Annotated in this window: 16 protein-coding genes; 11 read left to right on the top strand and 5 right to left on the bottom strand. The window is 65.2% G+C overall.

Annotated elements, in window-relative coordinates:
- Positions 1–9: 9 nt before the first annotated feature.
- The 10 genes from DGN21_RS15515 to fhuE all read left to right on the top strand — a co-directional run bounded on the left by DGN21_RS15515 (position 10) and on the right by fhuE (position 16,454).
- Positions 10–1,956 (top strand): type IV pilus secretin PilQ family protein, encoded by a 1,947-nt coding sequence (locus DGN21_RS15515; RefSeq protein WP_102251376.1) that lies wholly within the window; start codon positions 10–12, stop codon positions 1,954–1,956.
- Positions 1,957–2,263: 307 nt separating this feature from the next.
- A complete protein-coding gene (locus DGN21_RS15510; protein ID WP_065032777.1) occupies positions 2,264–3,283 on the top strand; it encodes a MoxR family ATPase in 1,020 nt (339 codons plus the stop codon).
- A 22-nt stretch (positions 3,284–3,305) separates the two neighbouring features.
- A complete protein-coding gene (locus tag DGN21_RS15505; RefSeq protein ID WP_160955207.1) occupies positions 3,306–4,268 on the top strand; it encodes a DUF58 domain-containing protein in 963 nt (320 codons plus the stop codon).
- A gap of 2 nt (positions 4,269–4,270) precedes the next feature.
- Positions 4,271–4,732, top strand: a complete 462-nt coding sequence (locus DGN21_RS15500; RefSeq protein WP_126966771.1) for a DUF4381 domain-containing protein — start codon at positions 4,271–4,273, stop codon at positions 4,730–4,732.
- Positions 4,729–5,736 carry a VWA domain-containing protein gene (locus tag DGN21_RS15495; protein WP_126966772.1) on the top strand — a complete coding sequence of 336 codons (1,008 nt, stop codon included), beginning with the start codon at positions 4,729–4,731 and terminating at the stop codon, positions 5,734–5,736. Before DGN21_RS15500 ends, DGN21_RS15495 begins: the two co-directional genes overlap by 4 nt.
- A complete protein-coding gene (locus tag DGN21_RS15490; protein WP_215824983.1) occupies positions 5,733–7,586 on the top strand; it encodes a VWA domain-containing protein in 1,854 nt (617 codons plus the stop codon). Before DGN21_RS15495 ends, DGN21_RS15490 begins: the two co-directional genes overlap by 4 nt.
- The gene (locus DGN21_RS15485) at positions 7,583–9,322 is read left to right on the top strand and encodes a BatD family protein (protein WP_126966774.1); all 1,740 of its coding nucleotides are present in this window, start codon (positions 7,583–7,585) and stop codon (positions 9,320–9,322) included. The genes DGN21_RS15490 and DGN21_RS15485 overlap by 4 nt, the downstream gene beginning before the upstream one ends.
- A gap of 964 nt (positions 9,323–10,286) precedes the next feature.
- A complete protein-coding gene (locus DGN21_RS15480; protein WP_102253528.1) occupies positions 10,287–11,567 on the top strand; it encodes a dicarboxylate/amino acid:cation symporter in 1,281 nt (426 codons plus the stop codon).
- Between the two features lie 242 nt (positions 11,568–11,809).
- Positions 11,810–13,810: a transketolase gene (gene tkt / locus DGN21_RS15475; RefSeq protein WP_104593883.1), complete on the top strand. Its 2,001-nt coding sequence runs from the start codon at positions 11,810–11,812 to the stop codon at positions 13,808–13,810.
- Positions 13,811–14,270: 460 nt separating this feature from the next.
- Positions 14,271–16,454: a ferric-rhodotorulic acid/ferric-coprogen receptor FhuE gene (gene fhuE, locus DGN21_RS15470; protein ID WP_126966775.1), complete on the top strand. Its 2,184-nt coding sequence runs from the start codon at positions 14,271–14,273 to the stop codon at positions 16,452–16,454.
- Between the two features lie 292 nt (positions 16,455–16,746).
- On the opposite strand, the gene DGN21_RS15465 is transcribed toward fhuE, so the two are convergent.
- On the bottom strand, positions 16,747–17,718 hold the full coding sequence (locus DGN21_RS15465) for a LysR family transcriptional regulator (RefSeq protein WP_184551178.1): 972 nt from the start codon (positions 17,716–17,718) through the stop codon (positions 16,747–16,749).
- Positions 17,719–17,819: 101 nt separating this feature from the next.
- Here DGN21_RS15465 and DGN21_RS15460 point away from each other — a divergent pair, with 101 nt between their 5' ends.
- Positions 17,820–18,581, top strand: coding sequence for an SDR family oxidoreductase (locus DGN21_RS15460; protein WP_126966776.1), 762 nt, complete (start codon positions 17,820–17,822; stop codon positions 18,579–18,581).
- 55 nt (positions 18,582–18,636) lie between these two features.
- On the opposite strand, the gene DGN21_RS15455 is transcribed toward DGN21_RS15460, so the two are convergent.
- The 4 genes from DGN21_RS15455 to DGN21_RS15440 form a co-directional block, all read right to left on the bottom strand.
- Positions 18,637–19,365 carry a M23 family metallopeptidase gene (locus DGN21_RS15455; RefSeq protein WP_104568049.1) on the bottom strand — a complete coding sequence of 243 codons (729 nt, stop codon included), beginning with the start codon at positions 19,363–19,365 and terminating at the stop codon, positions 18,637–18,639.
- 2 nt (positions 19,366–19,367) lie between these two features.
- Positions 19,368–20,297: a L,D-transpeptidase gene (locus DGN21_RS15450; protein WP_184551179.1), complete on the bottom strand. Its 930-nt coding sequence runs from the start codon at positions 20,295–20,297 to the stop codon at positions 19,368–19,370.
- Positions 20,298–20,660: 363 nt separating this feature from the next.
- The gene (locus DGN21_RS15445; protein WP_126966777.1) at positions 20,661–23,375 is read right to left on the bottom strand and encodes a TonB-dependent receptor; all 2,715 of its coding nucleotides are present in this window, start codon (positions 23,373–23,375) and stop codon (positions 20,661–20,663) included.
- 134 nt (positions 23,376–23,509) lie between these two features.
- Entirely contained in the window at positions 23,510–24,574 is a 1,065-nt protein-coding gene (locus DGN21_RS15440) for a phosphatidylinositol-specific phospholipase C1-like protein (RefSeq protein WP_164738942.1), read from the bottom strand.
- Between the last annotated feature and the right edge of the window lie 172 nt (positions 24,575–24,746).

Genomic DNA, 24,746 nt, shown 5'->3' with positions numbered 1-24,746 from the left:
GATAGCACGATGACGTTTTCCAATGCCCGGCGGCTGCGTCCGGTTCGACGCCACGCGGTATTCCAGGCCTGCGCGATGGGGTTCGCGCTGGCGCTGGCGAGCGGTAGCGCGTTCTCGGCGGCGGCACTGAAGCAGCCTGTGCAGGACCCGGCCAAGACCGCTCCGGCGAGCCTGGCGGTGTCCAAGATCGATTTCAAACGTGGTGAGGATGGCGCTGGCCGTCTGATCCTGCAGTTCGACGGCCAGGGCGCCAGCCCGGATCTGCGCACGCAGGGCGACAACGTGCTGGTCGACATCAGCAACGCACGCCTGCCCGCCGAACTGCAGCGCCCGCTCAACGTCACCGACTTTGCAACGCCGGTGCAGCGCGTCGAGGTCAAGCCATCCGGCTCGGGGTCGCAGCTGGTGCTGTCGACCAAGGGCGCGTTCGATTCGCTGGCCTACCAGACCGGCAACGAATACGTGGTCGAAATCACTCCGCGCAAGGGCCAGCCCGCGGTCGGTGGCGTCAGCGCCGCAGCCGTCACCCAGGCCGCCGCGCAGATCGCTGCGCGCGGTTACAGCGGCCGCCCGGTGACATTCAACTTTCAGGACGTGCCGGTACGCACCGTGCTGCAGCTGATCGCCGAGGAATCCAACCTCAATATCGTCGCCTCCGATACCGTGCAGGGCAATGTCACGCTGCGCCTGATGAACGTGCCGTGGGACCAGGCGCTGGACATCGTGCTGCGCGCCAAGGGGCTGGACAAGCGCCGCGACGGCGGCGTGGTGTGGGTCGCCCCGCAGCCGGAGCTGGCCAAGTTCGAGCAGGACAAGGAAGACGCCCGCATCGCGATCGAGAACCGCGAGGATCTGATCACCGATTACGTGCAGATCAACTACCACAATGCGGCCGTGATCTTCAAAGCGCTGACGGAGGCCAAGGGGATTGGTGGCGGTGGTGGTGGTCAGGGCGGCGGTCAAGGTGGACAAGGTGGCCAGCAGGACAATGGATTTTTGTCGCCTCGCGGTCGCCTGGTTGCCGACGAGCGCACCAATACCCTGATGATCAGCGATATTCCGAAGAAGGTCGCGCAGATGCGCGAGCTGATTTCGCATATCGATCGGCCGGTGGATCAGGTGTTGATCGAAAGCCGCATTGTGATCGCGACCGACACGTTCGCGCGTGACCTCGGTGCGCGGTTTGGTATCACTGGTTCAACTGGCCGCGGTATTTTGAGCGGCTCATTGGATAGTAATGTCAATTTCCAGAATACTTCGGCTCAGCGTGCCAATGAACTTGCCAACACGGGCACAAGCACAACGCTAGCGTCGCATCTATTCCCGACTGGGTTGAATGTGGACCTTGGTGCAAGCGGGTTTACCAACAGCAGGGCAGCAGGTTTGGCATATACGCTGCTGGGCTCCAATTTCAATCTCGATATCGAGCTTTCGGCGATGCAAGAGGAGGGGCGTGGCGAGGTCGTTTCAAATCCCAGAATCGTCACTGCCAATCAGCGTGAGGGTGTCATCAAGCAGGGACGGGAAATCGGTTATGTGACAATCAGCGGCGGCGGTGCTGCCGGTTCGGCCGCGCAAGCCAACGTACAGTTCAAGGAAGTGTTGCTTGAGCTGAAAGTCACTCCGACCATTACCAATGACAATCGCGTTTTCTTGAACATGAATGTCAAGAAAGACGAAGTCGCGCGGTTTATCATTCTGGAAGGGTATGGCACCGTGCCGGAAATCAATCGTCGTGAGGTCAACACCGCCGTTTTGGTCGGTGATGGCGAGACGGTGGTAATCGGTGGTGTTTACGAATTCACAGATCGCGAGAGCGTCTCCAAGGTTCCCTTCCTGGGCGACATTCCATTCCTCGGAAATTTGTTCAAGAAACGTGGACGCAGCAAAGAAAAAGCCGAGTTGCTGGTCTTCGTTACCCCGAAGGTGTTACGTGTTGCGAGTGCTACCCCTTAAGAGGCAGCCATGTCGAAAAAAGGCCGCGAAAGCGGCTTTTTCCATGGTGAAGCATGTCGTTAAGGGCGGTAGGCGGTTTGGGCCGCCGAGGTGGTCACAAGCAAGCGATATGTTGTCTTGCATCAAGACCATCAAAGCTTCTGGGCCGGTTCCCCTTGTGCTGTGATCGTGCTGGCCTGATTGCTTTGCCAAGGCGCGATGCCTGCGGTCCCTGCTTGTGTGACCTGTTTCATGCCCGGAGTCACTGACTGAATGCTCAGGGATGATCGAGTGAACCAATTGCGCTCGAATCGGTCACACTGGTCCTATGAACGCACCGCCGCTGTTGCCCCCAGAAGCCGCTGCCGCGCCCGCCCAGGACCGGTTGCATCGTCAATTCACCCTGCTGCGCGAGTCGCTGGCGCAGCGCATCGTGGGCCAGTCCGCGCTGGTCGAACGGTTGCTGATCGCCCTGCTGGCCGACGGACATCTGCTGGTCGAGGGCGCGCCCGGGCTGGCCAAGACCACCGCGATCCGCGCGCTGGCCTCGCGGCTGGAGGCGGATTTTGCGCGGGTGCAGTTCACCCCTGACTTGCTGCCCTCCGATCTGACCGGCACCGAGATCTGGCGGCCGCAGGACAGCCGGTTCGAGTTCATGCCCGGGCCGATCTTCCATCCGATCCTGCTGGCCGACGAGATCAATCGTGCACCGGCCAAGGTGCAGTCGGCACTGCTGGAGGCGATGGGCGAGCGTCAGGTCACCGTCGGGCGGCATACCTATGCGCTGCCGCAGCTGTTCCTGGTGATGGCGACGCAGAACCCGATCGAGCAGGAAGGCACCTTCCCGTTGCCCGAGGCGCAGCTGGATCGCTTCCTGATGCACGTGCGTATCGGCTATCCACAGGCCGATGCCGAGGCGGAGATTCTGCGTCTGGCACGTGAGGCCGCGCGCGACACCCTGGAAAAGCACGAGACGGTACCCGACAAGATCCCGCTGGAAGATGTCTTTGCCGCGCGTCGGGTGGTGCTGGACGTGCATCTGGCGCCGCAGCTGGAGCGTTACCTGATCGAGATCGTGCTCGCGTCGCGCGATGCGCAGCGCTACGACCCGGCACTGGCGCGGCGGATTGCCTGGGGCGCGAGCCCGCGTGGGTCGATCGCACTGGAGCGCTGCGCACGGGCGCGTGCATGGCTGGCCGGGCGCGACTACGTGACCCCGGACGATATCCGCGCAATCGCGCCGGACGTGCTGCGCCATCGCGTGCTGCCCAGCTACGAAGCCACTGCCGAAGGCTGGGATGGCGAGCGCCTGGTCGCCGCCTTGCTGGAAAAGATTCCGCTGCCCTGATCGGGTAGCGTGTCGCCGAGGTATGCCGTCCTCTGACCAGAATCCGATGTCTTCGATGCCGTCTTCTTCCCCTGTCACCGCTCCGGCGTCGATCGCTGGTGATGGACTGCGGCCGACGCTGACGGAGCTGATCGCGCTGCGTGGCACCACGACCCATCGCGGGCAGCCAGGGCGTGGCCGCCATGGGCTGGTGGGGCCGGTACCGGCGGCAACGCGTGGGCGCGGGATGGAATACGCCGAGTCGCGCGAGTACGTGGCCGGCGACGATGCGCGGCATATCGACTGGCGCGTCACCGCGCGTACCGGGCGCGCGCACACCAAATTGTTCCAGGCCGAGCGCGAACGCTTGAGCCTGATTGTGGCCGATACCTCGCCAGCGCTCTTCTTCGGCACGCGGGTGCGCTACAAATCGGTGCAGGCCGCCCGTGCCGGCGCCGTTGCGGCGTGGCTGGCGCAGCGGCAGGGCGACCGGATCGCCGCGCTGCGTGGCACTGCCAGCGAAGCGCCGATTGCACCGCGCTCGGGTCAACGCGGCGTGTTGCCGGTGCTGGACGCATTGGCGCGCTGGTACACGCAGCCGCCGTCCGGCGATGCGGGCCTGGAGGTGGCACTGGACCATGCCGCGCGGTTGCTGCGCCCGGGTGCGCGGCTGACCGTGCTGGCCGATGCGCGCAGCGCCAGCAGGATTTCTGCCACGCGCTGGTCGGGCCTGGCCCTGCATCACGAGGTAGTGGTGATCGTGCTGGTCGACCCGCTGGAGCTGGCGCCACCGGCCCGCGCACTCAGCTTCGATGTGCGCGGCGAGCGCATCGCGATCGATCTGTCCACGCATGCCGGACGTGCGCGTTGGCAGTCCGAATTCGTGGCGCCGCTGGAACAATTGACCGCGGTCCTGCAGGCACGCGGTGTGCGCTTGCATCGCCTGTCCACCGACGATGCCAGCGATGCCTGGTTGGGCGGCAGTGCCGCCGTGCGGAGTCGATGACGATGTCGCCGCAATCGCTGCCGCTACGCGATGTCCATCTGCCGCCATCGCCGCCGTGGTGGCCGCTGGCGCCGGGCTGGTGGCTGGTGATCGCCGCAGTGGTCGTCGTGCTTGGCAGCGCATGGTGGTGGTGGCGTCGCCGTCGTCAGCAGCAGCGGCGCTGGCGGGCGGCCTTCGATGCCGAGCTGCAGCGCGCAACGACTCCCGCACAGCGTCTGGCCGCGTTGTCGGTGTTGCTGCGACGCGCAGCGCGCAGCGTCGATGCGCAGGCCGACCGGCTGCAGGGCGAGGCATGGCTGCAGTTTCTGGACGGGCGCAAGAGCAAGACGCAGGCCTTTTCGCAGGGACCGGGGCGCGCGCTGCTGGACGGCGGCTTTCAACGTGCGCCGGCGGTGACCGATCTGGATGCGGTGCAGGCGCTGGCGCGGCAGCGTTTTCTGAGTCTGATGCGAGGCCGGCGATGAACTGGCTGCAGTGGTCGCAGTGGCAGGATGCGCTGGCGCACTGCGCATGGCCGTGGGCATGGTGGTTGATGCCGCTGCCGTTGCTGATGTGGTTCTGGCCGCAGCGCCGCACCGATACGGCGGCGCTGCGCGTGCCTTACGCCGATCAACTGCATGCGGTTGCGCAGGCAAACAGTACACCGGTACTGCGGGTGCCGCGCTGGCTTGCCTGGCTGGGCTGGTTTTTCCTGTGCGCAGCGCTTGCGCGCCCGCAACAATTGGGCGATGTGATCCAGCCGCCGCGCGAGGCACGGCAGATGATGCTGGCGGTGGATCTGTCCGGCAGCATGAGCGAGCCGGACATGGTGCTCGGCGGCAATGTGGTGGATCGCCTGACCGCCGCCAAGGCGGTGTTGTCGGACTTTCTGGATCGTCGCGACGGCGATCGGGTCGGCTTGCTGGTGTTCGGTCAGCGCGCCTACGCGTTGACGCCGTTGACCGCCGACCTGACCTCGGTACGCGACCAGTTGGCCGACAGCGTGGTGGGACTGGCCGGGCGCGAGACGGCGATCGGCGATGCGATCGCGTTGTCGGTCAAACGGCTGCGCGAACAGAAGCAGGGCCAGCGCGTGGTGGTGTTGCTCACCGACGGCGTCAACACCGCAGGCGTGCTCAATCCGCTCAAGGCCGCCGAGCTTGCCAAGGCCGAAGGCGTGCGCGTGCATACGATCGCCTTCGGCGGCAATGGCGGCTATTCGTTGTTCGGCGTGCCGATTCCGGCCACGGGCAACGACGATATCGACGAAGACGGCTTGCGCAAGATCGCCGCGCAAACAGGTGGGCGCTTTTTCCGTGCCCGCGATACCGAAGAACTGGCAGGCATCTATGCCGAGCTGGATCGGCTGGAGCCGGTCAAGGCGCTCGGCCCCTCGGTGCAGCCGCGCGTGGAACGCTATTACTGGCCGTTGGGCGCTGCCATCGTGATTGCGCTGCTGGCCTATGTGTTGCCGCGGAGATGGCGATGAACGCGCTGACCGAACTGGCAGGCTGGCTGCAGTCGCTGCATCTGCTGCGCCCGGGGTTGCTATGGGCGCTACTGGCGATCGTGCCGGCGGCAGTGCTGTGGCAGTTGCGTCGACGGGATGCGGACGTGTGGCGGCAAAGCGTGGATGCGCATCTGTTGCCGACCTTGCTGGTGTCCGGCAGTCGGCGTGGATGGCTGGGATTCGTACTGGCTGCGCTGACCTATGCGCTGGCGGTGCTGGCGATGACCGGGCCGAGCTGGCGGCAGACCGAGCGGCCGGTGTATCACTCCAGCATGCCGCTGGTGGTGGCGCTGGACCTGTCTTCCAGCATCACCGCCAACGACCTGCCACCATCGCGTCTGCTGCAGGCGCGGGCCAAGTTGGCCACGTTGTTGCGCAAGCGGGCCGGTGGCGAAGTCGCATTGCTGGTCTATGCGGGCGAGAGTTTCACCGTTGCGCCGTTGACCGAAGACACCGCCAACGTGGCGTTGTTTCTGGATGCGCTGTCGCCATCGGTGATGCCGGTGGACGGCGAGCGCGCCGATGCGGCGATCGACGCGGCCACGCAGTTGCTGCTGCAGGCGGGTTTCAAGCAGGGCGACATCCTGCTGGTCAGCGACAGCGCCGATCGCGCGGCCGGAAGTTCTGCACGGTTGGCGCGCTCGCGTGGATTCAGCGTGTCCGCGCTCGGCGTGGGGAGCACGCGCGGCGCGGCCTATCGCACCACGACCGGTGAGATTGCGCAGACAAAACTGGATGAAGGCAGCCTGCGCGATCTTGCCGGGCAGGGCGGTGGTCGCTATGCGCGCATCACCGCCGACGATGCGGACCTGCGTGCGCTGGGCGTGCTCGACCCGGCGCAACAGCCGCTGGCCGATGAAGCTGCCGAGTCCACCGGCGGCAAGACCTGGCTGGACGAGGGCTACTGGCTGCTGCTGCCGGTGATGCTGTTGGCACTGCTGGCGTTCCGGCGGCGTACGGTTGTGGCGATTCTGGCCCTGGTGTGCGTGTTGCCGCTGGCCCAACCCGCGCATGCTGCCGACGGCACCTTGTGGCAACGCGCCGATCAGGTGCAGCAGCAACGCCTGGATGCCGGCGTGCAGGCGTATCGCAAGGGCGATTTCGCCGCGGCACAAAAAGCCTTCGAAAATGTGCCCACCGATGAGGGTTTGTACAACCTCGGCAATGCGCTGGCCAGGCAGGGCCAGTACGACCAAGCGATTGCGGCTTACGACCGGGCGCTCAAGCAACATCCGGATCAGCCCGACGCCATCGCCAATCGTGCGGCGGTGGAGGCGGCGCGTAAGCGCCAGCAGCAGAACAACAAGGACGGCAAGGGCAAGGACGGCAAGGGCCAGTCCGACGACCAGAAACAATCCGGTCAGAATGACTCCGGCCAGAATCAGTCCGGGCAGAACAAGCAGAACGATCCAAAGCCCGGCCAGGACGGGCAAGGCAAACAGGACTCGCAGGGTAGACAGGACGGCAAGGATCAGCCGTCTGCACAGACGCCGCAGGACGCAGCCTCGCAGGACCAGCAGTCCAAAAACGGCCAGGGCGAGCAGAGCAAGCAGGACGCAGCGCCGCAATCGGCCGACGCCAAGGCGCAGCAGCAGGCCGATGCCGCGCAGCGGCAAAAGATGCAGCAGGCGATGGCGCAGGCTGGCGACAAGGGTGCCGATGCAAACGGCAAGCAGGCCGCTGCAGCAACGGCGAACGAAACGCCGGAGCAACGCGAGCAACGCCAGGCAGTGGATGCCTGGTTGCGGCGGGTGCCGGACGACCCGGGCAGTCTGCTGCGTACCAAATTCAGGCTGGAACACGAACGCAGGCAACGGGACGGACGATGATCGGCACACACCATTTGCGCCGCGCGGCGATCGGCATGTTGACCAGCGTGATGCTGCTCACCTGTGCACCCGTGGGTGCCGTCACGCGCGCGTGGCTGGATCGCGACAGCGCTAATGCCGGCGACGTGGTGATGCTGAATATCGAAACCGATCAACGCGGTGTCGATCCGGATTACACGCCGTTGCGCAACGATTTCGCGCTGGGGGCCAAGAGCGCTAACCAGCAGATGCAGGTGACCAATGGGTCGGTGACGGTGCGCGCGCTGTTCGGTGTGGTGTTGACGCCGCGCAAGAGCGGCGAGCTGATCGTGCCGGCGATCCGCGTGGGTAACGAGCGCACCGAACCGTTGCGGTTGCAGGTGGGCGCGTCGGCAAGCGATGCCGGCAGCAGCGCGTCCGGCGCAGCAGCGGCGGCGCAAGGCAACGAGGATGCCTTCGTCCAGACGCAGGTGGACGATCCTCAGCCTTATGTGCAGCAAAGTGTGGGCGTGGTGGTGCGGCTGTATTTCGCCACGCAGCTGGCGTCCGGCGAGCTGGATCTGGAAGCGCCCGATGGTGCATCGCTGCAGCGCATCGGCGACGACGTCAGTTCGGTCAAGGTACTCAATAACCGCCAATACAACGTGGTCGAGCGGCGCTATCTGCTGGTGCCCGAGCGCAGCGGCCGGCTGGTGTTGCCGTCGGCGCGCTTCAATGGTCGCTCGGTCGGCGGCTTCTTCGACGACTATTTCGGTCGTGGCAATGGCGAGCTGAGCGCACGCAGCGCCAGCATCCCGCTGCAGGTACGCGCACAACCGGCCAACGCGCCGCAGCCGTGGTTGCCGCTGCGCAGCCTGCAGTTGCGCTACACGACCACGCCGCAGCGCGCCACCGCCGGTGAAGCGGCCCAGCTCGTGGTGGAGGCCAGCGCACGCGGCGCCACCCAGGCGCAGTTCCCCGAATTGCCGACCCCGAGCGTGCCCGACGCGCAGGTGTTCGCCGAGCCGCCGCAATACGAAGAACGCTTCGTGGATGGCTCGCCGCAGCTGCGGCTGACCCGCCGCTATTCGATCGTGCCCAACCGCGCCGGCCCGCTGGTGGTGCCCGGCTTGCAGGTGGCGTGGTGGGATGTGGGTGCAGCGGCAGCCAAGACCGCGGCGTTGCCGGACCTCACACTGGACGTGGCGGCAGGCAGCGGCGCGTTTGCGGCGCCCGCGCCCGCGCCAACGCCTGCAGCCAATCCATCACCGGATAACGCTGCGCCAACCGCTGCGGCTGGCACGCTGAGTCTGCAGCAGGCTGCGGCCACGCAACGGCCTTGGGGCTGGATCGCTGCGGCGATCGGCTTTGGGCTGCTGTGGATTGCCACCCTGGTGTGGGCCTTGTTACGGCGTCGCGGCGGTTCGCATGGCGCGCCGGTGATCAATGCCAGCGATGCAGCTGCGCCCGGCCGGCGTGTGACGCACGGTGTGGCCGAGCTGCGACGCGCGCTCGACACCGGCGGCATGGACGACGTGGCCGCGGTGCTGTGCGGCATGGCCGGCGTTACCGATATCGACAGCGTGCTGGCAGCGTTGAGCGACCCGGCGCAGCAGGCGGCGGTGGCGCAGATGCAGCGCGCCCGCTGGGGCGGCGATGGCGACGTGACCAGTGCACGTTCGGCATTGCGCGAGGCCTTTGCCAAGGGCCCGCGTTGGCGGCATGCCACGGCTGCGGAGCCGGAGGTCTTGGCGCCGCTGTATCCGCCGGCGCCTTGATCGGTTTCGCTGCATTGGCAGCGGGGACAGGGGCAGGTCCTGCATGAACAGCATGCTGCGCCTCGCGTTGACGTGTTGATTCCGGTTGCATTCTGACTTCTTCACCTGTGCAGCCTGAAGCGCGGCGTTGGGTCTGTGACTTCGCTGCAGGGCCCTTACCCGCCCACCCTCGCGGGACACGCCGCAAGTACGTCCATGTAGGCTCTTACGCGGCATCCATGCCGCGTAAGGTCCCGCGACGGTGGGCGGGCAAGGGCCAGTCGAGATGGTCGGTGTGGTCGGTTGCAAGCAGAGCATGATGCGCTTGGACAGTGTGGAGAGATCAGTTGCAGAGCGACGGATCTGCGACTTCGCTGCAAGGCCCTTGCCCGCCCACCCTCGCGGGACACGCCGCAAGTATGTCCCTGTAGGCTCTTACGCGGCGACCATGCTGCGTAAGGTCCCGCGACGGTGAGCGGGCAAGGGCCAGTCGAGATGGTCGGTGTGGTCGGTTGCAAGCAGAGCATGATGCGCTTGGATAGTGTGGAGGGATCAGTTGTAGAGCGGCTGCCCTACGGCTTGGCTGCAGGGCCCTTGCCCGCCCACCCTCGCGGGACACGCCGCAAGTACGTCCTTGTAGGCTCTTACGCGGCATCCATGCCGCGTAAGGTCCCGCGACGGTGAGCGGGCAAGGGCCAGTCGGGATGGTTGGTGTGCATGGTTGCAAGCAAGAGCTCAGGGACTGATTCCATGGCGTGTTCCCAAAGCGGTTGGGCATCGCGCCCCGGTACAGGCGGCTCACGCATCCGCTCTGCCTGCCCACGGCGAGCGCGCCAGATGTGTTGAGCGCTCCAACGCCCGTATCGGCTGACATGGGGAGGTGCACCTACCCTCGGGCAGGCGCACGGCGGCAGGCCGGGTAGGTGGCCGCGTCGATGGCGTTTGTTAAGCTCCGGGGCTTGTGTCCAGATCAAGGCCCGACCAGATGACTGCATCCCCCGCCGCACGCCGCCCGGGCCTGCCCCTGCATTGGAAGATGGGCATTGGCTTCGCCGTCGGTCTGCTGCTGGGTCTGGCTGTCTACTACCTGGCTGGCAGCGATGCCGACTGGGTGCGCGTGGTCACCAAATACGTCACCACGCCGTTCTCGCAGATCTTCCTCAATCTGATCTTCATGCTGATCGTGCCGCTGCTGTTCTCGGCATTGGTGATGGGCATTTCCGAAATGGGCGACATCCGTGCGCTCGGGCGCGTGGGCTGGCGCACCCTGGGCTACACCGTCGTGCTGTCCGGCGTGGCGGTGTTGCTGGGGCTGGTGCTGGTGAATGTGCTCAAGCCTGGTGCCGGCGTGGACCCGCAGCTGGCCAACCAGTTGATCCAGCAGAACGCCGAGCGTACCCGCGAGATCATCTCCAGCTCCGGCACCCAGCCGCAGGGCATGGACATGCTGTTGTCGATCGTGCCCAGCAACGTGATCGCGGCAGCGTCCAGCAACGGCGCGATCCTGTCGCTGATGTTCTTTGCGGTGATGTTCGGCGTGGGCATGGTGCTGACCGCCGACGAAAAAGTGGCCACACTCAAGCGCGGCATCGAGGGCATCTTCGAAATCTCGATGACCCTGATCGGCTTGGTGATCCGCCTGGCGCCGTATGCGGTGGCCTGTTTCATGTTCAATCTGGCCGCGCTGTTCGGCTTCGATCTGCTGATCCGCCTGGGCGCTTATGTAGGCGTGGTGGTGCTGGCGCTGGGCCTGCACATGGTGGTGAGTTACGGGCTGGCGGTGAAGTTTGCCGGGCGTTCGCCGATCGGCTTCTTCAGGCAGACCCAGGAGGCCACAATGATGGCGTTCTCCACCGCCTCCAGTAACGCCACCCTGCCGACCGCCCTGCGCGTGGCCGACGAGATGGGCCTGCCGCCGCGGGTGTCGCGTTTCGTGCTGACCGTGGGCGCCACCGCCAACCAGAACGGCACCGCCTTGTTCGAAGGGGTGACGGTGATCTTCCTGGCGCAGTTCTTCAACGTGGACCTGAGCATCGGCCAGCAGTTCATGGTGATGCTGGTCTGCATCCTGGGTGGCATCGGCACCGCCGGCGTGCCGTCCGGCTCGCTGCCGGTGGTGGCGCTGATCTGCGCGATGGTCGGGGTCAACCCGGTCGGCATTGGCATGATCCTGGGCGTCAATCATTTCCTGGACATGTGCCGGACGGCGCTGAACGTGACCGGCGATCTGGCGCTGACGACCTTGGTTGCCAAGGGCGAGGAGTAGGGAGTCGGGATTGGGGATTCGTCACAGCGGGCTGCGATCGTCAGGCGCCAGGTTGGTTCTTGCGATGTTGCGACGGTGTCTGACACTGATTGCATCGCTTCCAGCGGACGAGTCTGCCAAGGTCGGCTCCGGCTTCACCAATCCCGAATCCCGAATCCCCAATCCCGGCTCCCTGACGCGCTCTGTGGGAGAATAAGCGTCTCCGCTTCCAGCGGTGTTCCCCTCCGCTTCCATAGACGCCCATGACCCAGCCCACCCGCCGCCAGCTGGCCAACGCCATCCGTTTTCTCGCCGCCGATGCGGTCGAAGCCGCCAAATCCGGCCATCCCGGCATGCCGATGGGCATGGCCGATATCGCCGAAGTGCTGTGGAACGATTTCTTCCGGCACAACCCGAACAACCCGCAGTGGTTCAACCGCGACCGTTTCGTGCTGTCCAACGGCCACGGCTCGATGCTGCAGTACGCGCTGCTGCACCTGTCCGGCTACGACCTGCCGATCGAGCAGCTCAAGCAGTTCCGTCAGCTGCATAGCAAGACCGCCGGTCACCCCGAGCGCAGCGAAACCCCCGGCGTGGAGACCACTACCGGCCCGCTCGGGCAGGGTTTTGCCAATGCGGTCGGGTTCGCGCTGGCCGAGAAGTTGCTGGCGCAGCGCTACAACCGCCCGGAGCTGGAAATCGTCGACCACCGTACCTGGGTGTTCATGGGCGATGGCTGCATGATGGAAGGCATTTCCCATGAAGCCGCTTCATTGGCCGGTACCTGGGGCCTGGGCAAGCTGGTCGCGTTCTGGGATAACAACCAGATTTCCATCGACGGCAACACCGCCGGCTGGTTCAGCGACAACACCCCGGAGCGTTTCGAGGCCTATGGCTGGCACGTGATCCGCGATGTGGACGGACATGACGCCGAGAAGATCAAGGCCGCCATCGAGACCGCGCTGGAGAACACCGACAAGCCCACGCTGATCTGCTGCCGCACCAAGATCGGCTTCGGCGCACCGAGCAAGGCCGGCAAGGAATCCTCGCACGGCGCACCGCTGGGCAAGGAAGAACTCGAGGGCGCCCGCAAGGCGCTGGAGTGGCCGTACGGCCCCTTCGAGATTCCCGAAGAGATCTACGCCGGCTGGCGCGCAGGTGGCACCGGCACCCTGCGTCAGGCCGAGTGGGAGCAGCTGTTCGACAAGTACGGCAAGCAGTACGCGGCCGAAGCTGCCGAGCTGACCCGCCGCTCGCACGGCGAGCTGCCGGCCGACTTCATCGCCCAGGCCGATGCCTACATCGCCAAGGCGCAGCAGGACGGCCAGACCATCGCCTCGCGCAAGGCCTCGCAGCTGGCGATCGAAGCGTTCGCGCCGTTGTTGCCGGAACTGATCGGCGGTTCGGCCGACCTGGCGCATTCCAACCTGACCTTGTGGAAGGCCAGCAAGTCGGTGGCCACCGATGATCCGGATGCCAACTACGTTTATTACGGCGTGCGCGAGTTCGGCATGACCGCCATCGCCAACGGCCTGGCGCTGCATGGCGGCTTCATTCCGTTCGACGCCACCTTCCTGGTGTTCAGCGATTACGCGCGCAACGGCGTGCGCATGAGCGCGTTGAATCCGGCCCATGCCATCCACGTGTACACGCACGACTCGATCGGCCTGGGCGAGGACGGCCCGACCCATCAGCCGGTGGAACACCTGGCCTCGCTGCGCTACATCCCCAACAACGATGTGTGGCGCCCGGGCGATGCGGTGGAATCGGCGGTGAGCTGGAAGGCCGCCATCACCCGCAAGGACGGCCCGAGCTGCCTGGTGTTCAGTCGCCAGAACCTGCAGCACCAGCCGCGCAGCGACGCGCAGCTCAAGCTGATCGAGCGCGGCGGTTATGTGCTGGCCGATGCCGAGGGCGGTACGCCCGACGTGATCCTGATCGCCACCGGTTCGGAAGTCGGTCTGGCGGTGGAAGCCAAGCAGACCCTGGACGCGGCCGGGCTGAAGACGCGCGTGGTGTCGATGCCGTCGACCGATGTGTTCGATCGCCAGGATGCGGCCTATCGCGAATCGGTGCTGCCCAATGCGGTGCGCAAGCGCGTGGCGGTGGAAGCGGGCGTGACCGGCTTCTGGCGCAAGTACGTGGGCCTGGATGGCGATGTGGTCGGTATCGACACCTTCGGCGCCTCGGCACCGGCCGATCAGTTGTACGCATACTTCAAGATCACCGCCGAGCATGTGGTGCAGGCGGCAAAGGCGCTGTAAAAGCGTCGAGTCGCTTCCAATGAAACGCCGGCGAAAGCCGGCGTTTTTGTTTGCGCTGCACGTGGCGACCTTGCATGTACGTATCGCCTCGGTCGGGGGAATCGCGGTTCTCGCGGGGGTGGGAAGGTGCCTGGCGTGTTGCGTGAGGATCACCTGGCCGGACTTGTCCGGAAGGTCGGGCAAGCCGACGTGCCTGGTGGCATGCAGGCGACTTCATCAGCGCGCGTCGCCCGGGTGGCCGGTGCGCAGGCGTTTGCCCGCCGGGTCGCGGCCGGAGGCCGCTGTGGCGTTCGCTCCCCGCCATTGCGATGCAGGGCGGCCTGAATTACCTGTTTAAAATGTAAATCATTCCCATTAAAATGGCGCGTTGCCACGGTCGCGTGGCACGTCCTCCCCCTTGTCTCGCCGTCGGGCAGCCTTGCCGCGACCGGTGCCCTCGACTGTCTGTGCTGGAGCTGTGATGAATCGTCCTACCGTAATGCGTCTTCTTCCCATTGCGCAGCGTCCGCGCGCGCTGTCGCATGCGGTGTTCGCCGCGCTGTGCACGTTGTCGGCAGGCCAGGCGCTGGCTGAAACGCCGGCCGGCGATGCCGAGGTCACCACCCTGGACCGGCTCATCGTGCAGGGCGAGCAGGCCAAGGGCTATACGGTGGAGAAGACCACCGCCGGCACGCGCATGAACCTGTCGCTGCGGGAGATCCCGCAGTCGGTCACCGTGATCACCCGCGACCGCATGGACGACCAGAACCTGCAGAGCATCACCGATGTGCTCAACAACGTCTCCGGCATCTCGGTGGCGCAGAGCGACAGCGAGCGGCTGGAGTTCTACGCGCGCGGTTTCTACATCGACAACTACCAGTTCGACGGCATCCCGGCGTACATGGAGCAGGCCTGGAGCTACGGCGATTCGGCGCTGGACGTGGCGCTGTACGACCGCGTCGAAGTGGTGCGTGGCGCCACCGGCCTGCTGACCGGCTCGGGCAATCCGTCGGCCTCGATCAACCTGGTGCGCAAGCATGCGCTCAGCCGCGACTTCACCGGCACCGTGTCGGTGGGCGGTGGCGATTTCAACAAGACCCGCAGCGTGGCCGATGTCACCGTGCCGCTCAGCCCCGAAGGTACCGTGCGTGCGCGCGTGATCGGCGTGTACCAGGACGGCGAGTCCGACATGGACCGCTACGGCCTGCGCAAGAAGATCGGCTCGGCGATTATCGATGCCGACCTCACCGACAGCACCTTGCTGAGCGTGGGCTACGAGTACCAGAAAAAGGAATCGAACGATGTCACCTGGGGCGGCTTCCCGCTGTTCTACAGCGATGGCACCCGCACTAACTATGACCGTTCGTTCAACCCAGCGGCCGACTGGACGTTCTGGGACACGCGCCTGCAGCGCACCTTCGCCAGCCTGCAGCAGAGCTTCGACAACGGCTGGACCCTCAAGGCCAATCTGAGCCATGAGAAGACCGAAGCGGCCAATCACCTGTTCTATCCGTTCTATACGATCTTCGGCTTCGACCGTGCCACCGGTGGCGGCGTGGTGCCGTATTCGGGCAACTACCTGACCGAGCGCAAGGCCGATGGTGCCGACGTCTATGCGGAAGGCCCGTTCCAGCTGTTCGGTCGCGAGCATCAGCTGGTTGCCGGCGCCAGCTACAACCGCCGCGAGTACGTCAATAACGGCACCTTCGATTTCCCGGCGCCGCTGGACAGCTACCTCGGCTGGACCGGTGCCTACCCGGAACCCAACTGGAGCCCGCGCACGGTGCAGAGCACCGGCACCATCAAGCAGAAGGCGGCCTACGTGGCTGCGCGCTTCTCGCTGGCCGATTCGCTGAAGTTGCTGGTGGGCGCGCGCTACACCGACTGGCAGATCGATGGCGGCAACTTCGATGCCACGCAGGGACTGGCGCCGTTCTCCGACAGCCAGACCGAAGTCACCCCGTACGCCGGTCTGGTCTACGACATCAGCGATGTGTGGTCCACGTACGTCAGCTACACCGAAATCTTCAACCCGCAGACCCTGCGCGATGCCACTGGCGGCTACCTGGATCCGTTGACCGGCAAGGGCTACGAAGCCGGCGTCAAGGCAGCGTGGTTCGATGACAGGCTCAACGCCTCGCTTGCGGTGTTCCGCATCGAGCAGGACAACCTGGGCGTGGCCACCGGCGGCTTCGTCCCCGGTAGCAGCGAGTCGGCGTATGAAGCCGCCAACGGCGTGGTCAGCGAAGGCTTCGATTTCGAGGTGTCCGGGCGGGTGACCGAGAGCTGGAACACCACCTTCGGCGCCTCGCACTACACCGCCCGCGATGACAGCGGCACCTCGATCAATACGCATCTGCCGCGCACCACCCTCAAGCTGTTCAACAGCTACACCCCGCAAGGTGCGTGGAGCGATCTGACCGTAGGTGGTGGCGTCAACTGGCAGAACCGCTCGTACTATGTGGACCCGGTCTACGGCGCCTTTCAGCAGAGTGCCTACGCACTGGTCAGCGCGTTTGCGCGCTACCGGTTGTCGCCGCAGTTCTCGGTGCAGCTCAATGTCGACAACCTGCTCGACAAGCGCTACTACTCTCAGTTCAACGGTGGCTATGGCGCATGGGGCGCCTCGCGCAACGGCATGCTGACCTTCAACTACACGTTCTGATCGCAGACCGGGCCGGGCGCGATGTCAGCGCCTGGCCTGTTGTTGCAACGATGCAGGCACCTTGCAGAAGGTGCCTGTTTTTGTGTCTGGCGCCAGCGGAGTGATCGTGGATCTGCGGCGCATGCCGCACTGCCTACGCTGCCTGCTGGTATCGGTTTGCGTCGGTGGTATCGAAGTGGCGCGCAAGCAACTGATGCTTTCCAACAATGTCGGCGCGCTACAGAAACACTTCCTGCCTACGCAAACGTACACGCGAAGACGTGCCGGCAATCGCATCGACGGTGGCCCGGGGCTACAGCGGTTCCAGATACGGTGCCATCACCTCTGCAACCCAGTCCATGAACGCACCTACGCGTTGCGGCAGATGGCGACGCTGCGCGTAGAGCAGGGTGACCGGCATCGGTTCCGGCGCGATGGCGGACAGCAGCTCGATCAAGGCGCCGCTGTCCAGGTGTGGGCGCAACGGGCTGGCCGGCGCCTGGATGATGCCCAGGCCCGCCAATGCCGCAGCAAGATAGGCATCGCCGTTGTTGACCGTCACCGGGCCGCGCATCGGCAGTAGCTGGTAGGCCGGTCCATCGCGGTACTCGAAGCCGGATGATCGCTGGCCCAGCGTCGGCACGTAATGCACCAGGTCGTGGTGAACCAGATCGTCCAGGCGCTGCGGCATGCCCCGTCGCGCGAGGTAGTCGGCACTGGCGCAGTTGATGATGCGAAACACGCCGAGCGGTCGTGCGACCAGGTTGGTGTCTTCGAGCGTGCCCACGCGCAACACGCAATCGAAGCCTTCGCGTACCACATCGACGCGGCGGTCGGTGCCGCTGATTTCCACTTCCAGCTGCGGGTGTTGCGCCAGGAACGTGGGCAATGCGGGAATCACGAAATTGCGTGCGATGCCGGAGGACATGTCCACCCGCAGGCGCCCGCGCAGCTGGCTGCGCTCGCGCTGAAACATGCTCTGCAATTCGTCCATGTCGTCGAGCAGATCGCGGCTGCGCTGGTAGAACGCGGTGCCATCGCCGGTGAGTTGCACGCGTCGGGTCGTGCGATGCAAAAGCTGCGTCCCAAGCGAGGCTTCGAGCCGCTGCACGGCGGTGGAGACGCTGGCTTTGGGCAGGCCCAGCGTTTCGGCGGCGCGTGTGAAACTTCCGAGCTCGGCGACGCGCAGGAAGGCGCGTAGCGACTCCAGGGTATCCATCGATTGGTCGACGTTCTTGAACGGTGCAATCAGGTTGGACTGATTTATACGGCGCGGCAAGCGCAATAGTCTTGGCATGGCCAGGCAATGTCACGCCCGCCCCGCGGTCATGCACCGCCTGAGGTGATCGCCCCCAAATCGCATCCCAACACGCAACGGAGTTCATCATGTCGACCACCACACCGATCACCCTGATCACCGGCGGCAGCCGCGGCCTGGGCCGCAATGCCGCGCTTGCGCTCGCTGCGGATGGCAGCGATATCGTGCTGACGTACCGCAGCCAGGCGGATGAGGCCGCTGCGGTGGTGGCCGAAATCCACACGCTCGGTCGCCGTGCGCAGGCACTGCCGCTGGATGTTGCCGACGCGGAGTCGTTCGCGGCATTCGCCGAGCAGCTGAAGCAGGTGCTGGCCGGTTGGGACCGCACGCAGTTCGATGCGCTGATCAACAATGCGGGTACCGGGCTGCACGCGGCCATCGCCGACACCACGCCGGCGCAGTTCGACGCCCTGGTCAATGTCCATCTCAAGGGGCCGTATTTCCTGACCCAGGCGTTGCTGCCGTTGATCGCCGACGGCGGACGCATCCTCAACGTATCCAGCGGCCTGGCACGTTTCGCACTGCCCGGTGCCTCGGCTTACGCGATGATGAAAGGCGGGGTGGAGGTGTTCACGCGTTATCTGGCCAAGGAACTGGGCGCGCGCGGCATTCGTGCCAATACGCTGGCGCCAGGTGCGATCGAGACAGACTTCAACGGCGGCAGCGTGCGCGATAACGCGCAGGTCAATGCGATGGTGTCGTCGGTCACGGCGCTGGGGCGCCCAGGGCTGCCGGACGATATCGGGCCGGTGGTCGCTTTGTTACTCGCGCCGGGAACCGGGTGGATCAACGCGCAACGCATCGAGGTATCGGGCGGCATGTTGATCTGAATGCACAGGCCTGCGCATCACGTGCAGGCCTGTGTCTGCATTACCGCCTGGTGCATCACTGCAGGGTCTGGTCGCCATGCAATACGGGGTAGGGATTCAAGACCTCTCCCTTCCACCATTGTTTTTCCGGCCCCAGGCGGTGGATCTCGAAGTGCAGATGCGGTGCGGCAGGATCGGCATTGCCGGTACTGCCGACGTAGCCGATGACCTGGCCGCGCTTGATTGCCTGCTTTTCTGCCAGGCCATCTGCATACCGTTCCAAGTGTGCGTAGTAGTAGCAGTACGTGCCGTTCGGATCGAACTGGTAGACGGTCAGGCCACCGCGCTCGCTGTTGAACAGTTTCTCGACCGTGCCGTCTGCAACTGCAATGACCGGTGTGCCGGTCGGCGCAAGAATGTCGATGGCATCGTGCACGCGGCCTTCGCTGCGTGCGTCGGTAAAGGTGTCCTGCAGCTGGCCGCTGCCGATGCCTTGCACCGGAATCAGCAGGCCGCTGCCTGAACTCGCAGCTTCAGGAGCGGCTGCAGACGCAGGCGCGGCTGGCGTGTTTGCGGCGGGCATCATCTCGGTGGATGGCGACGATGCGGCAACGGCTGGATCGGCAACCGCTGGAGCGGCAGAAGGCGCTGCCATTGCCGCCTCTGCCGCATCAGACCGCGCTGTCACCGCGGGTGCAGCTGCGGACGCCGGTGCCAGCGCCGCCTGTGGCGCCTCGCGTTCCAGCCACCAATAGCCGGCTGCACCGAGCAAGACACCGACCACCAGCATCATCAGCAGTTTCATGCTTACTCCTGCATCACCACCGGCATGGACGGGCCAACCACGCTGGCCAGATTGACCACGTCCCAGTTGGTCAGGCGCACGCAGCCATGCGATTCGGTCTTGCCGACATGGCCGGGTTCCGGCGTGCCATGCAGGCCGTAATGCGGCTTGGACAGATCGATCCACACGCGTCCGACCGGATTGTTCGGGCCGGAGGGCAGGGTGGCCTTCTGATCGCCCTTCTTCGCGTCCCAGAACAGCTTGGGGTTGTACTTGAACACCGGGTCGCGCGCCACGCCCAACACCTTCCAGCGGCCGATCGGCAGCGGGTCGTGCTTGCTGCCGGAGGACACCGGGAACTGCGCATACACCTTGCCGTCGGCATCGAACAGGCGCAGCGTCGACTCGGACTTGTCGACCACCAGCTTGGCCGGCTTGGCCAATGGCGGGACACCGTCGATGTTGGGCACCTGGATCACGCCACCGGCCTTGTTCAAATCCACGCCGGGGTTGAGCTGGCGCAGCAGTTCCGGAGCGGCGTGGAAACGCTCGCCCAGCGCCTCGTCCACCGAGGTGTAGCCCAGCGACGTCAGCTTGGCCTGTTCGGCCGGTCCTTTCGGAATCGGCTGGAACGGCCCGGCCACATCGGCATCGGTGAGCGTGTACTGCACCAGCGCCGGCGTGGTGTCGGCCTGCAAGGCCTGCCAGGTGGCGTCATCCAGCTCACCGGTGACCTTGATCTGGTGCGCTGCCTGAAATCCGGACAGCGCACGCTTCTGGTTAGAGCCGCGCTCGCCGTCGATCTGTCCCGGCGAGAAATGCGCGCGATCCAGCAGCACCTGCGCATGCAAGTCCGAACGCGGGCCGGTCGCCACGACCGTCGCAGCGGGAGCTGCTGCAGGTGCCGGCGCAGGTGCAACGGCAGGCTGCGGCGCTTGCGCCAGTGCGGACAGGGAGGTGCCCAGAGCAAGGGCGAGCAAGCAGGCGCGAGCGTAGATGCGTGGTGGCATGAGCAGGTCCGGAAGAAGCATGCGCGCACCTTGCCCGAGCCGCCTGCGTGGTCTGCGTGAAATGGCTGCACCGGGACTGACTGGGGACGCAGTCGCGATGCGGGTCAGGAGTGGATACCTGCCATCTCGCCTCCGCACAGCTGCCATAGATGCCGCTGCCTGCCGCTTCTACCCGAGCGGCAGAGAGAATGATGCAACACGCCGCAATCGATCGCCTGCATGTCAGTCAGGCGATCGATACGGATTGGTGCAGACCCGGTCCCTGCAGCTTCAGACATTGCGCCGCAGCTGTCTGCAGGTCTGCCGTCAGTAGGTGTAGCCCAAGGTCAGCATGTACACCCGCCCGGTTTGTACATAGGCGCCGTCGGCGCCAGGGTCGTAGGCCATGTAGCGCCTGGACTTGCCCTGGGTTTCGTAGAACGTGGCGGCATTGAGCAGGTTCTTGGCCGACACACCGACATCGACGTGGTGCGGCAGATGATAGGTCGCAGTGAAGTCCAATGATTTGACCGGTTGCAGGTAATAGTTGAGCCGGTCGCTGGTCAGCCCCAGCAATTGCAGGCCCGTGTAGTTGTAGCTCAGGTCGGCGCGCAGGTGCGTGTCGTCGTAGAACAGATCCAAGTTGTAGATGCGCTCGGGTGCGCGCGGCAGCCAGGTTTTTTCCGGTTGGTCGCTGCGTCTGCTGTCTGCTTCGCTGTGCTGCAGGGTGAGGTTGGCGGTGACGCCGACATTGCTCCACAGGCCCGGCAACTCCTGCAGGCGTTTGCTCGCTGCCAGCTCCAGTCCATAGAGCTTGGCGGTGCCGCCGTTCTGCGGCATGGTCACTGGCACGCCGTTTTCGAAGGTGGTGCCGGTCGGTACCAGCCCGCCCAGGGTGTTGTCGTTGCTGGTCGCCGATTGCGAGGTGTAGATGAAGCCGGTGATGCGCTTGTAATAGGTCGATGCGCTGAGCACGCCGCCGCTGTGATCGTAGAACTCGGCGGAGAGGTCGGCGTTGTCGGCCTTGCTCGGCTGCAGATCGGGATTGGGCCTGGAGATGCCGACCACCTTCTGGGTATCGTCGATGGTGTACACCGTCTCGCCGGAGATCAGGCCGAACGCCGGGCGGCTGAAACTGCGCCGCAACGAAGCGCGATAAACGGTGAGATCATCCGGCCGATAGTTGATGCTGATGCCCGGCAGCACTTGCCCATAGGTGCTGCCGGTGCCGACGAAGCTGCCGGTGCTGCCATCGCCGCTGGATTGCCAGGATTCGGCCGCATAGCGTGTCAACTCGTAGCGCACGCCGGGCAGTACGCTCACCGAGCCGACATGCAGCGCGGCCATTGCATAACCGGAATAGATCGCCTCGGTGCTGGAGGTGGTGTTGGCGTTGTAGTCGTTGGCGGTATAGACGCCTGCGCCGTTGGGATCGTCGACGTACTTGTAGGGCAGCGCCTGCGCAAGCATCCAGTTGCGGTCCAGCAGTTTGAACGGGCCGGCGTAGCGGCCGTCGAAGGCGTTATAGGTGACGCGGCCCGGGATCGCGCTCAGTGGCGGTCCGCCTGCGGTGGGGAAGGCGTAATTGGGTCCGCCAAAATACGGCCCGTTGGTGACGAAGTTGCCGTCCTTGTGGAAGAACGGGTGATCGTAGGCGCCACGGTCGGAGTGATCGGCAGACAGCCCGAGCTTGACGCTGTCCAGTACGTCGCCGTCGACCTGGTAGGTGATATCGGTGTGTGCGTTGATGCGGTTGTCGTGACTGCCGGCGTCGTGCCCCTGCACCTTCCACAGCAACGACGAATCCAGGTTATAGAAAAAGTCCTGCAAGGCAGGCGTGCTTGGCGCGATGCTGGGGTAGCGGGGGTTGCTGAGGTCGAAGGCGAAGCTGCCGGGTGTAAAGCCATACAGGCTTGCCGACACGTAGTCCGGGCGGCTGCGGGTGCCGCGACCGACCGAGCTGCCGTAGTCGAAGCGCAAGCGGCCCAGCGTGGTCTGGCCTCCCAATTGCAGCGTCGCCAGTTTTTCGTCGATATCGTGCGTGTTGAAGTAGCCGCCACGCACGGCGGTGGGCTGGTTGCGATAGGTTTCCAGGCGCGCGCTGGACTGGTCCTGCTGCCCGGTGACACCGTAGCTGCCGTAGATCGCACGCGCGTACAGCGCGCTGTTGTCGCCTTGCCAATCCAGCGAGAGGTTGCCGCCGTAGCGTTCGATCTGGCTGGTGTAGAGGCTGTACTTGTAGCGGGTGCTGATCAACGGCCCGACATCGCGCAGGTCGGTTGCAGTGGCGAGGGCGGGATCGGCCGGCACGTATTTGCTGTTGGGCGCCGGCGCCTGCGCCATGTTGTTGTTCCTGCCGTAATACGCCGATGCGTAGAGGCCGAAGGCATGGCCATCGCCAAACTTCCAGGCCAGCTCCTGCTGGAAGGTGCCGCCGCTGTCCTTGCCGCCCAGCTTCGAGGCCAGCGCATTGAACTGGCCCTGCGCGGTGCTCTTGGCGTAGACATCCTGGCCGAAGTCGAAGGCATTTGGCGTGCGCATGTCGATCGCGCCGCCGATCGCATCGCCGGGCATGTCAGGCGTTGGGGATTTGGACACCTGCACCGACTGGATGCCGAACGGCGCCAGCATGTTCAACGAGATTGCGCGCGTCGATGAATCGGTTTCCGGCATGCCGAAGCCGTTGAGCGTGTAGGCGTTGTAGCTGGCGTCCATACCGCGAATGCTGACGTAGGCGTTTTCGCCGGTGGTGGCCTGGCCCAGGTGCATATCGCTGTACGCGGACAGGCCCGGCATGTGCGACACGACATCGGCGATGCCGCCCGAAGGGATCGCATCGATCTGCTGCTTGCTCATCACGCTGTTGACGCTGCTGGACAGGCGCTGTTCGTTGAGCGATCCCGGTGCGGCGGCGTGCTTGGCCTGCACGTTGACCGAATCCAGCGTGGTGGTGCCGAGCTCCGGCGTCTCGGCAAACGCCGGCGCGGACAGTGCCAGCGCGATGGCGCAGGTCAGGCGATGGGTGGTGCGTGGGGACTGCATGCAATGGCTCGCGTGGTTGGAGAAGATGGAGTGCCCGGCCCCTTACTGCGGGTGCGGGTGTGCATCGCCGACGCCTTCCGTTGCGACAGGTCTGTGTGTGGTGCGGAGATTGCGACGACGGCAGTGACCCGGACTCAGTGCCTGAGGTCGACGCCCTTGCAGTGCGCCTGCGCCAGCTGCGGATTGCAGCGTGCGACCGCATCGCCTTCGAAGCGCACCACGTAACCGTTGCCGGCCGGCTCATGTGCGGGGAAGTCGGTGCTGAGCAACTGCGCGCCGCTGGCCAGCATGCGGTCGCGGCGGGTGGTGTCGTGTTGCAGTGCTTCCTTCAGGTCGGCGTCGGTACGCGTGCGCACCAGGTAGCCGGCTTTCACCAATTGGGTGATCGTCTCGGCGGGGCCATCGTTGAGTTCGGTGAACGCGGCATCGTCTTGGCCAGGCACGGCATTGGTGAAGCACACGCGTCCGCGCAGCGACGGATGCCCGCGCAGGTAGCTGGCACCGGCCGCGCGTTGGTCGAGCAGGAACACCACCTTGCCGCGTGCCTCGCTCAACGACGGCCAGCCATGCGCAAGCACCGCGGCGTTGAGCGTGGCTGCGTTGCCACGGACCTGATCGGGGCTGAGATACTCGCCGGGTCGAAACACCGAGCGCAGTTCGGCATCCAATGCATCCATCGCCGCCGGATCGAACGGCTCCGGCTGCACGGTCGGAAACGCCAGTTGCACCGGCGCCTGCTTGGTTTCCAGCAGGATGAAGATCGGCACATGCCCGGGGTGCTGCTTCGACCACGCGCGCACTTCCTGCAGGCACGCGATCAAGGGCTGGCAGGTGCTGCGCTGGTCCACGTCCTGCACGTGCATGACCTTGAAGCCGGGTTTGTCCATCACTCCGGCCGGTGCGCTGGGCGGTGCGGGCGGCAAGCCGGCCTTGGCGATCTGCGCGACGCTGGCCGGGTGTGCGTAGCGACCACCGTTGGCATCGGCAAAGACATCCAGTTCGAGTTGTCTGACGCCATCATCCAGTTGTTGCCTCAGCTGCGGATGGCGGTAATCCAGTGCCGCGAACAGCTCCGGACTCAGTCGTTGCAGCAGTGTCGCTTCGCTGGGAGCGAAGCCGGCGTGGTAGCTGTTGTGGCTGCCGATGTATTGCAGATCGGTGAGGCGAGGCGCGGCATGCGCGGTCACGCCGGCCAGCATCAGCAGGCCAAGGAATGCAGCGCTGCGTGTATTGCTTCGCCTTGCGCGCGCTGGCTTCGCTGTGCGGTCATCGCCTGGATTCACAGCCGAAACAACGAATAAGCAGCGCATGCAGCCAGGCCGGGAAGAAGGTGGTCGCCATCATCTCGGCCAAATTTGACGCAAGGCTTTC

This window comes from Xanthomonas sp. MLO165, assembly GCF_018831305.1.
GTDB lineage: Bacteria > Pseudomonadota > Gammaproteobacteria > Xanthomonadales > Xanthomonadaceae > Xanthomonas > Xanthomonas arboricola.
Note: the sequence above shows the minus strand (reverse complement) of the source record. Positions and strands in the feature narration are given on the sequence as shown.

Bases quoted from the DNA above. Each gene is read 5' to 3' on its own strand.
- DGN21_RS15515 (WP_102251376.1), top strand. From the start codon at position 10: ATGACGTTTTCCAATGCCCGGCGGCTGCGTCCGGTTCGACGCCACGCG.
- DGN21_RS15510 (WP_065032777.1), top strand. From the start codon at position 2,264: ATGAACGCACCGCCGCTGTTGCCCCCAGAAGCCGCTGCCGCGCCCGCC.
- DGN21_RS15505 (WP_160955207.1), top strand. From the start codon at position 3,306: ATGCCGTCCTCTGACCAGAATCCGATGTCTTCGATGCCGTCTTCTTCC.
- DGN21_RS15500 (WP_126966771.1), top strand. From the start codon at position 4,271: ATGTCGCCGCAATCGCTGCCGCTACGCGATGTCCATCTGCCGCCATCG.
- DGN21_RS15495 (WP_126966772.1), top strand. From the start codon at position 4,729: ATGAACTGGCTGCAGTGGTCGCAGTGGCAGGATGCGCTGGCGCACTGC.
- DGN21_RS15490 (WP_215824983.1), top strand. From the start codon at position 5,733: ATGAACGCGCTGACCGAACTGGCAGGCTGGCTGCAGTCGCTGCATCTG.
- DGN21_RS15485 (WP_126966774.1), top strand. From the start codon at position 7,583: ATGATCGGCACACACCATTTGCGCCGCGCGGCGATCGGCATGTTGACC.
- DGN21_RS15480 (WP_102253528.1), top strand. From the start codon at position 10,287: ATGACTGCATCCCCCGCCGCACGCCGCCCGGGCCTGCCCCTGCATTGG.
- tkt (WP_104593883.1), top strand. From the start codon at position 11,810: ATGACCCAGCCCACCCGCCGCCAGCTGGCCAACGCCATCCGTTTTCTC.
- fhuE (WP_126966775.1), top strand. From the start codon at position 14,271: ATGAATCGTCCTACCGTAATGCGTCTTCTTCCCATTGCGCAGCGTCCG.
- DGN21_RS15460 (WP_126966776.1), top strand. From the start codon at position 17,820: ATGTCGACCACCACACCGATCACCCTGATCACCGGCGGCAGCCGCGGC.
- DGN21_RS15455 (WP_104568049.1), bottom strand. From the start codon at position 19,365: ATGAAACTGCTGATGATGCTGGTGGTCGGTGTCTTGCTCGGTGCAGCC.
- DGN21_RS15445 (WP_126966777.1), bottom strand. From the start codon at position 23,375: ATGCAGTCCCCACGCACCACCCATCGCCTGACCTGCGCCATCGCGCTG.
- DGN21_RS15440 (WP_164738942.1), bottom strand. From the start codon at position 24,574: ATGCTGGCCGGCGTGACCGCGCATGCCGCGCCTCGCCTCACCGATCTG.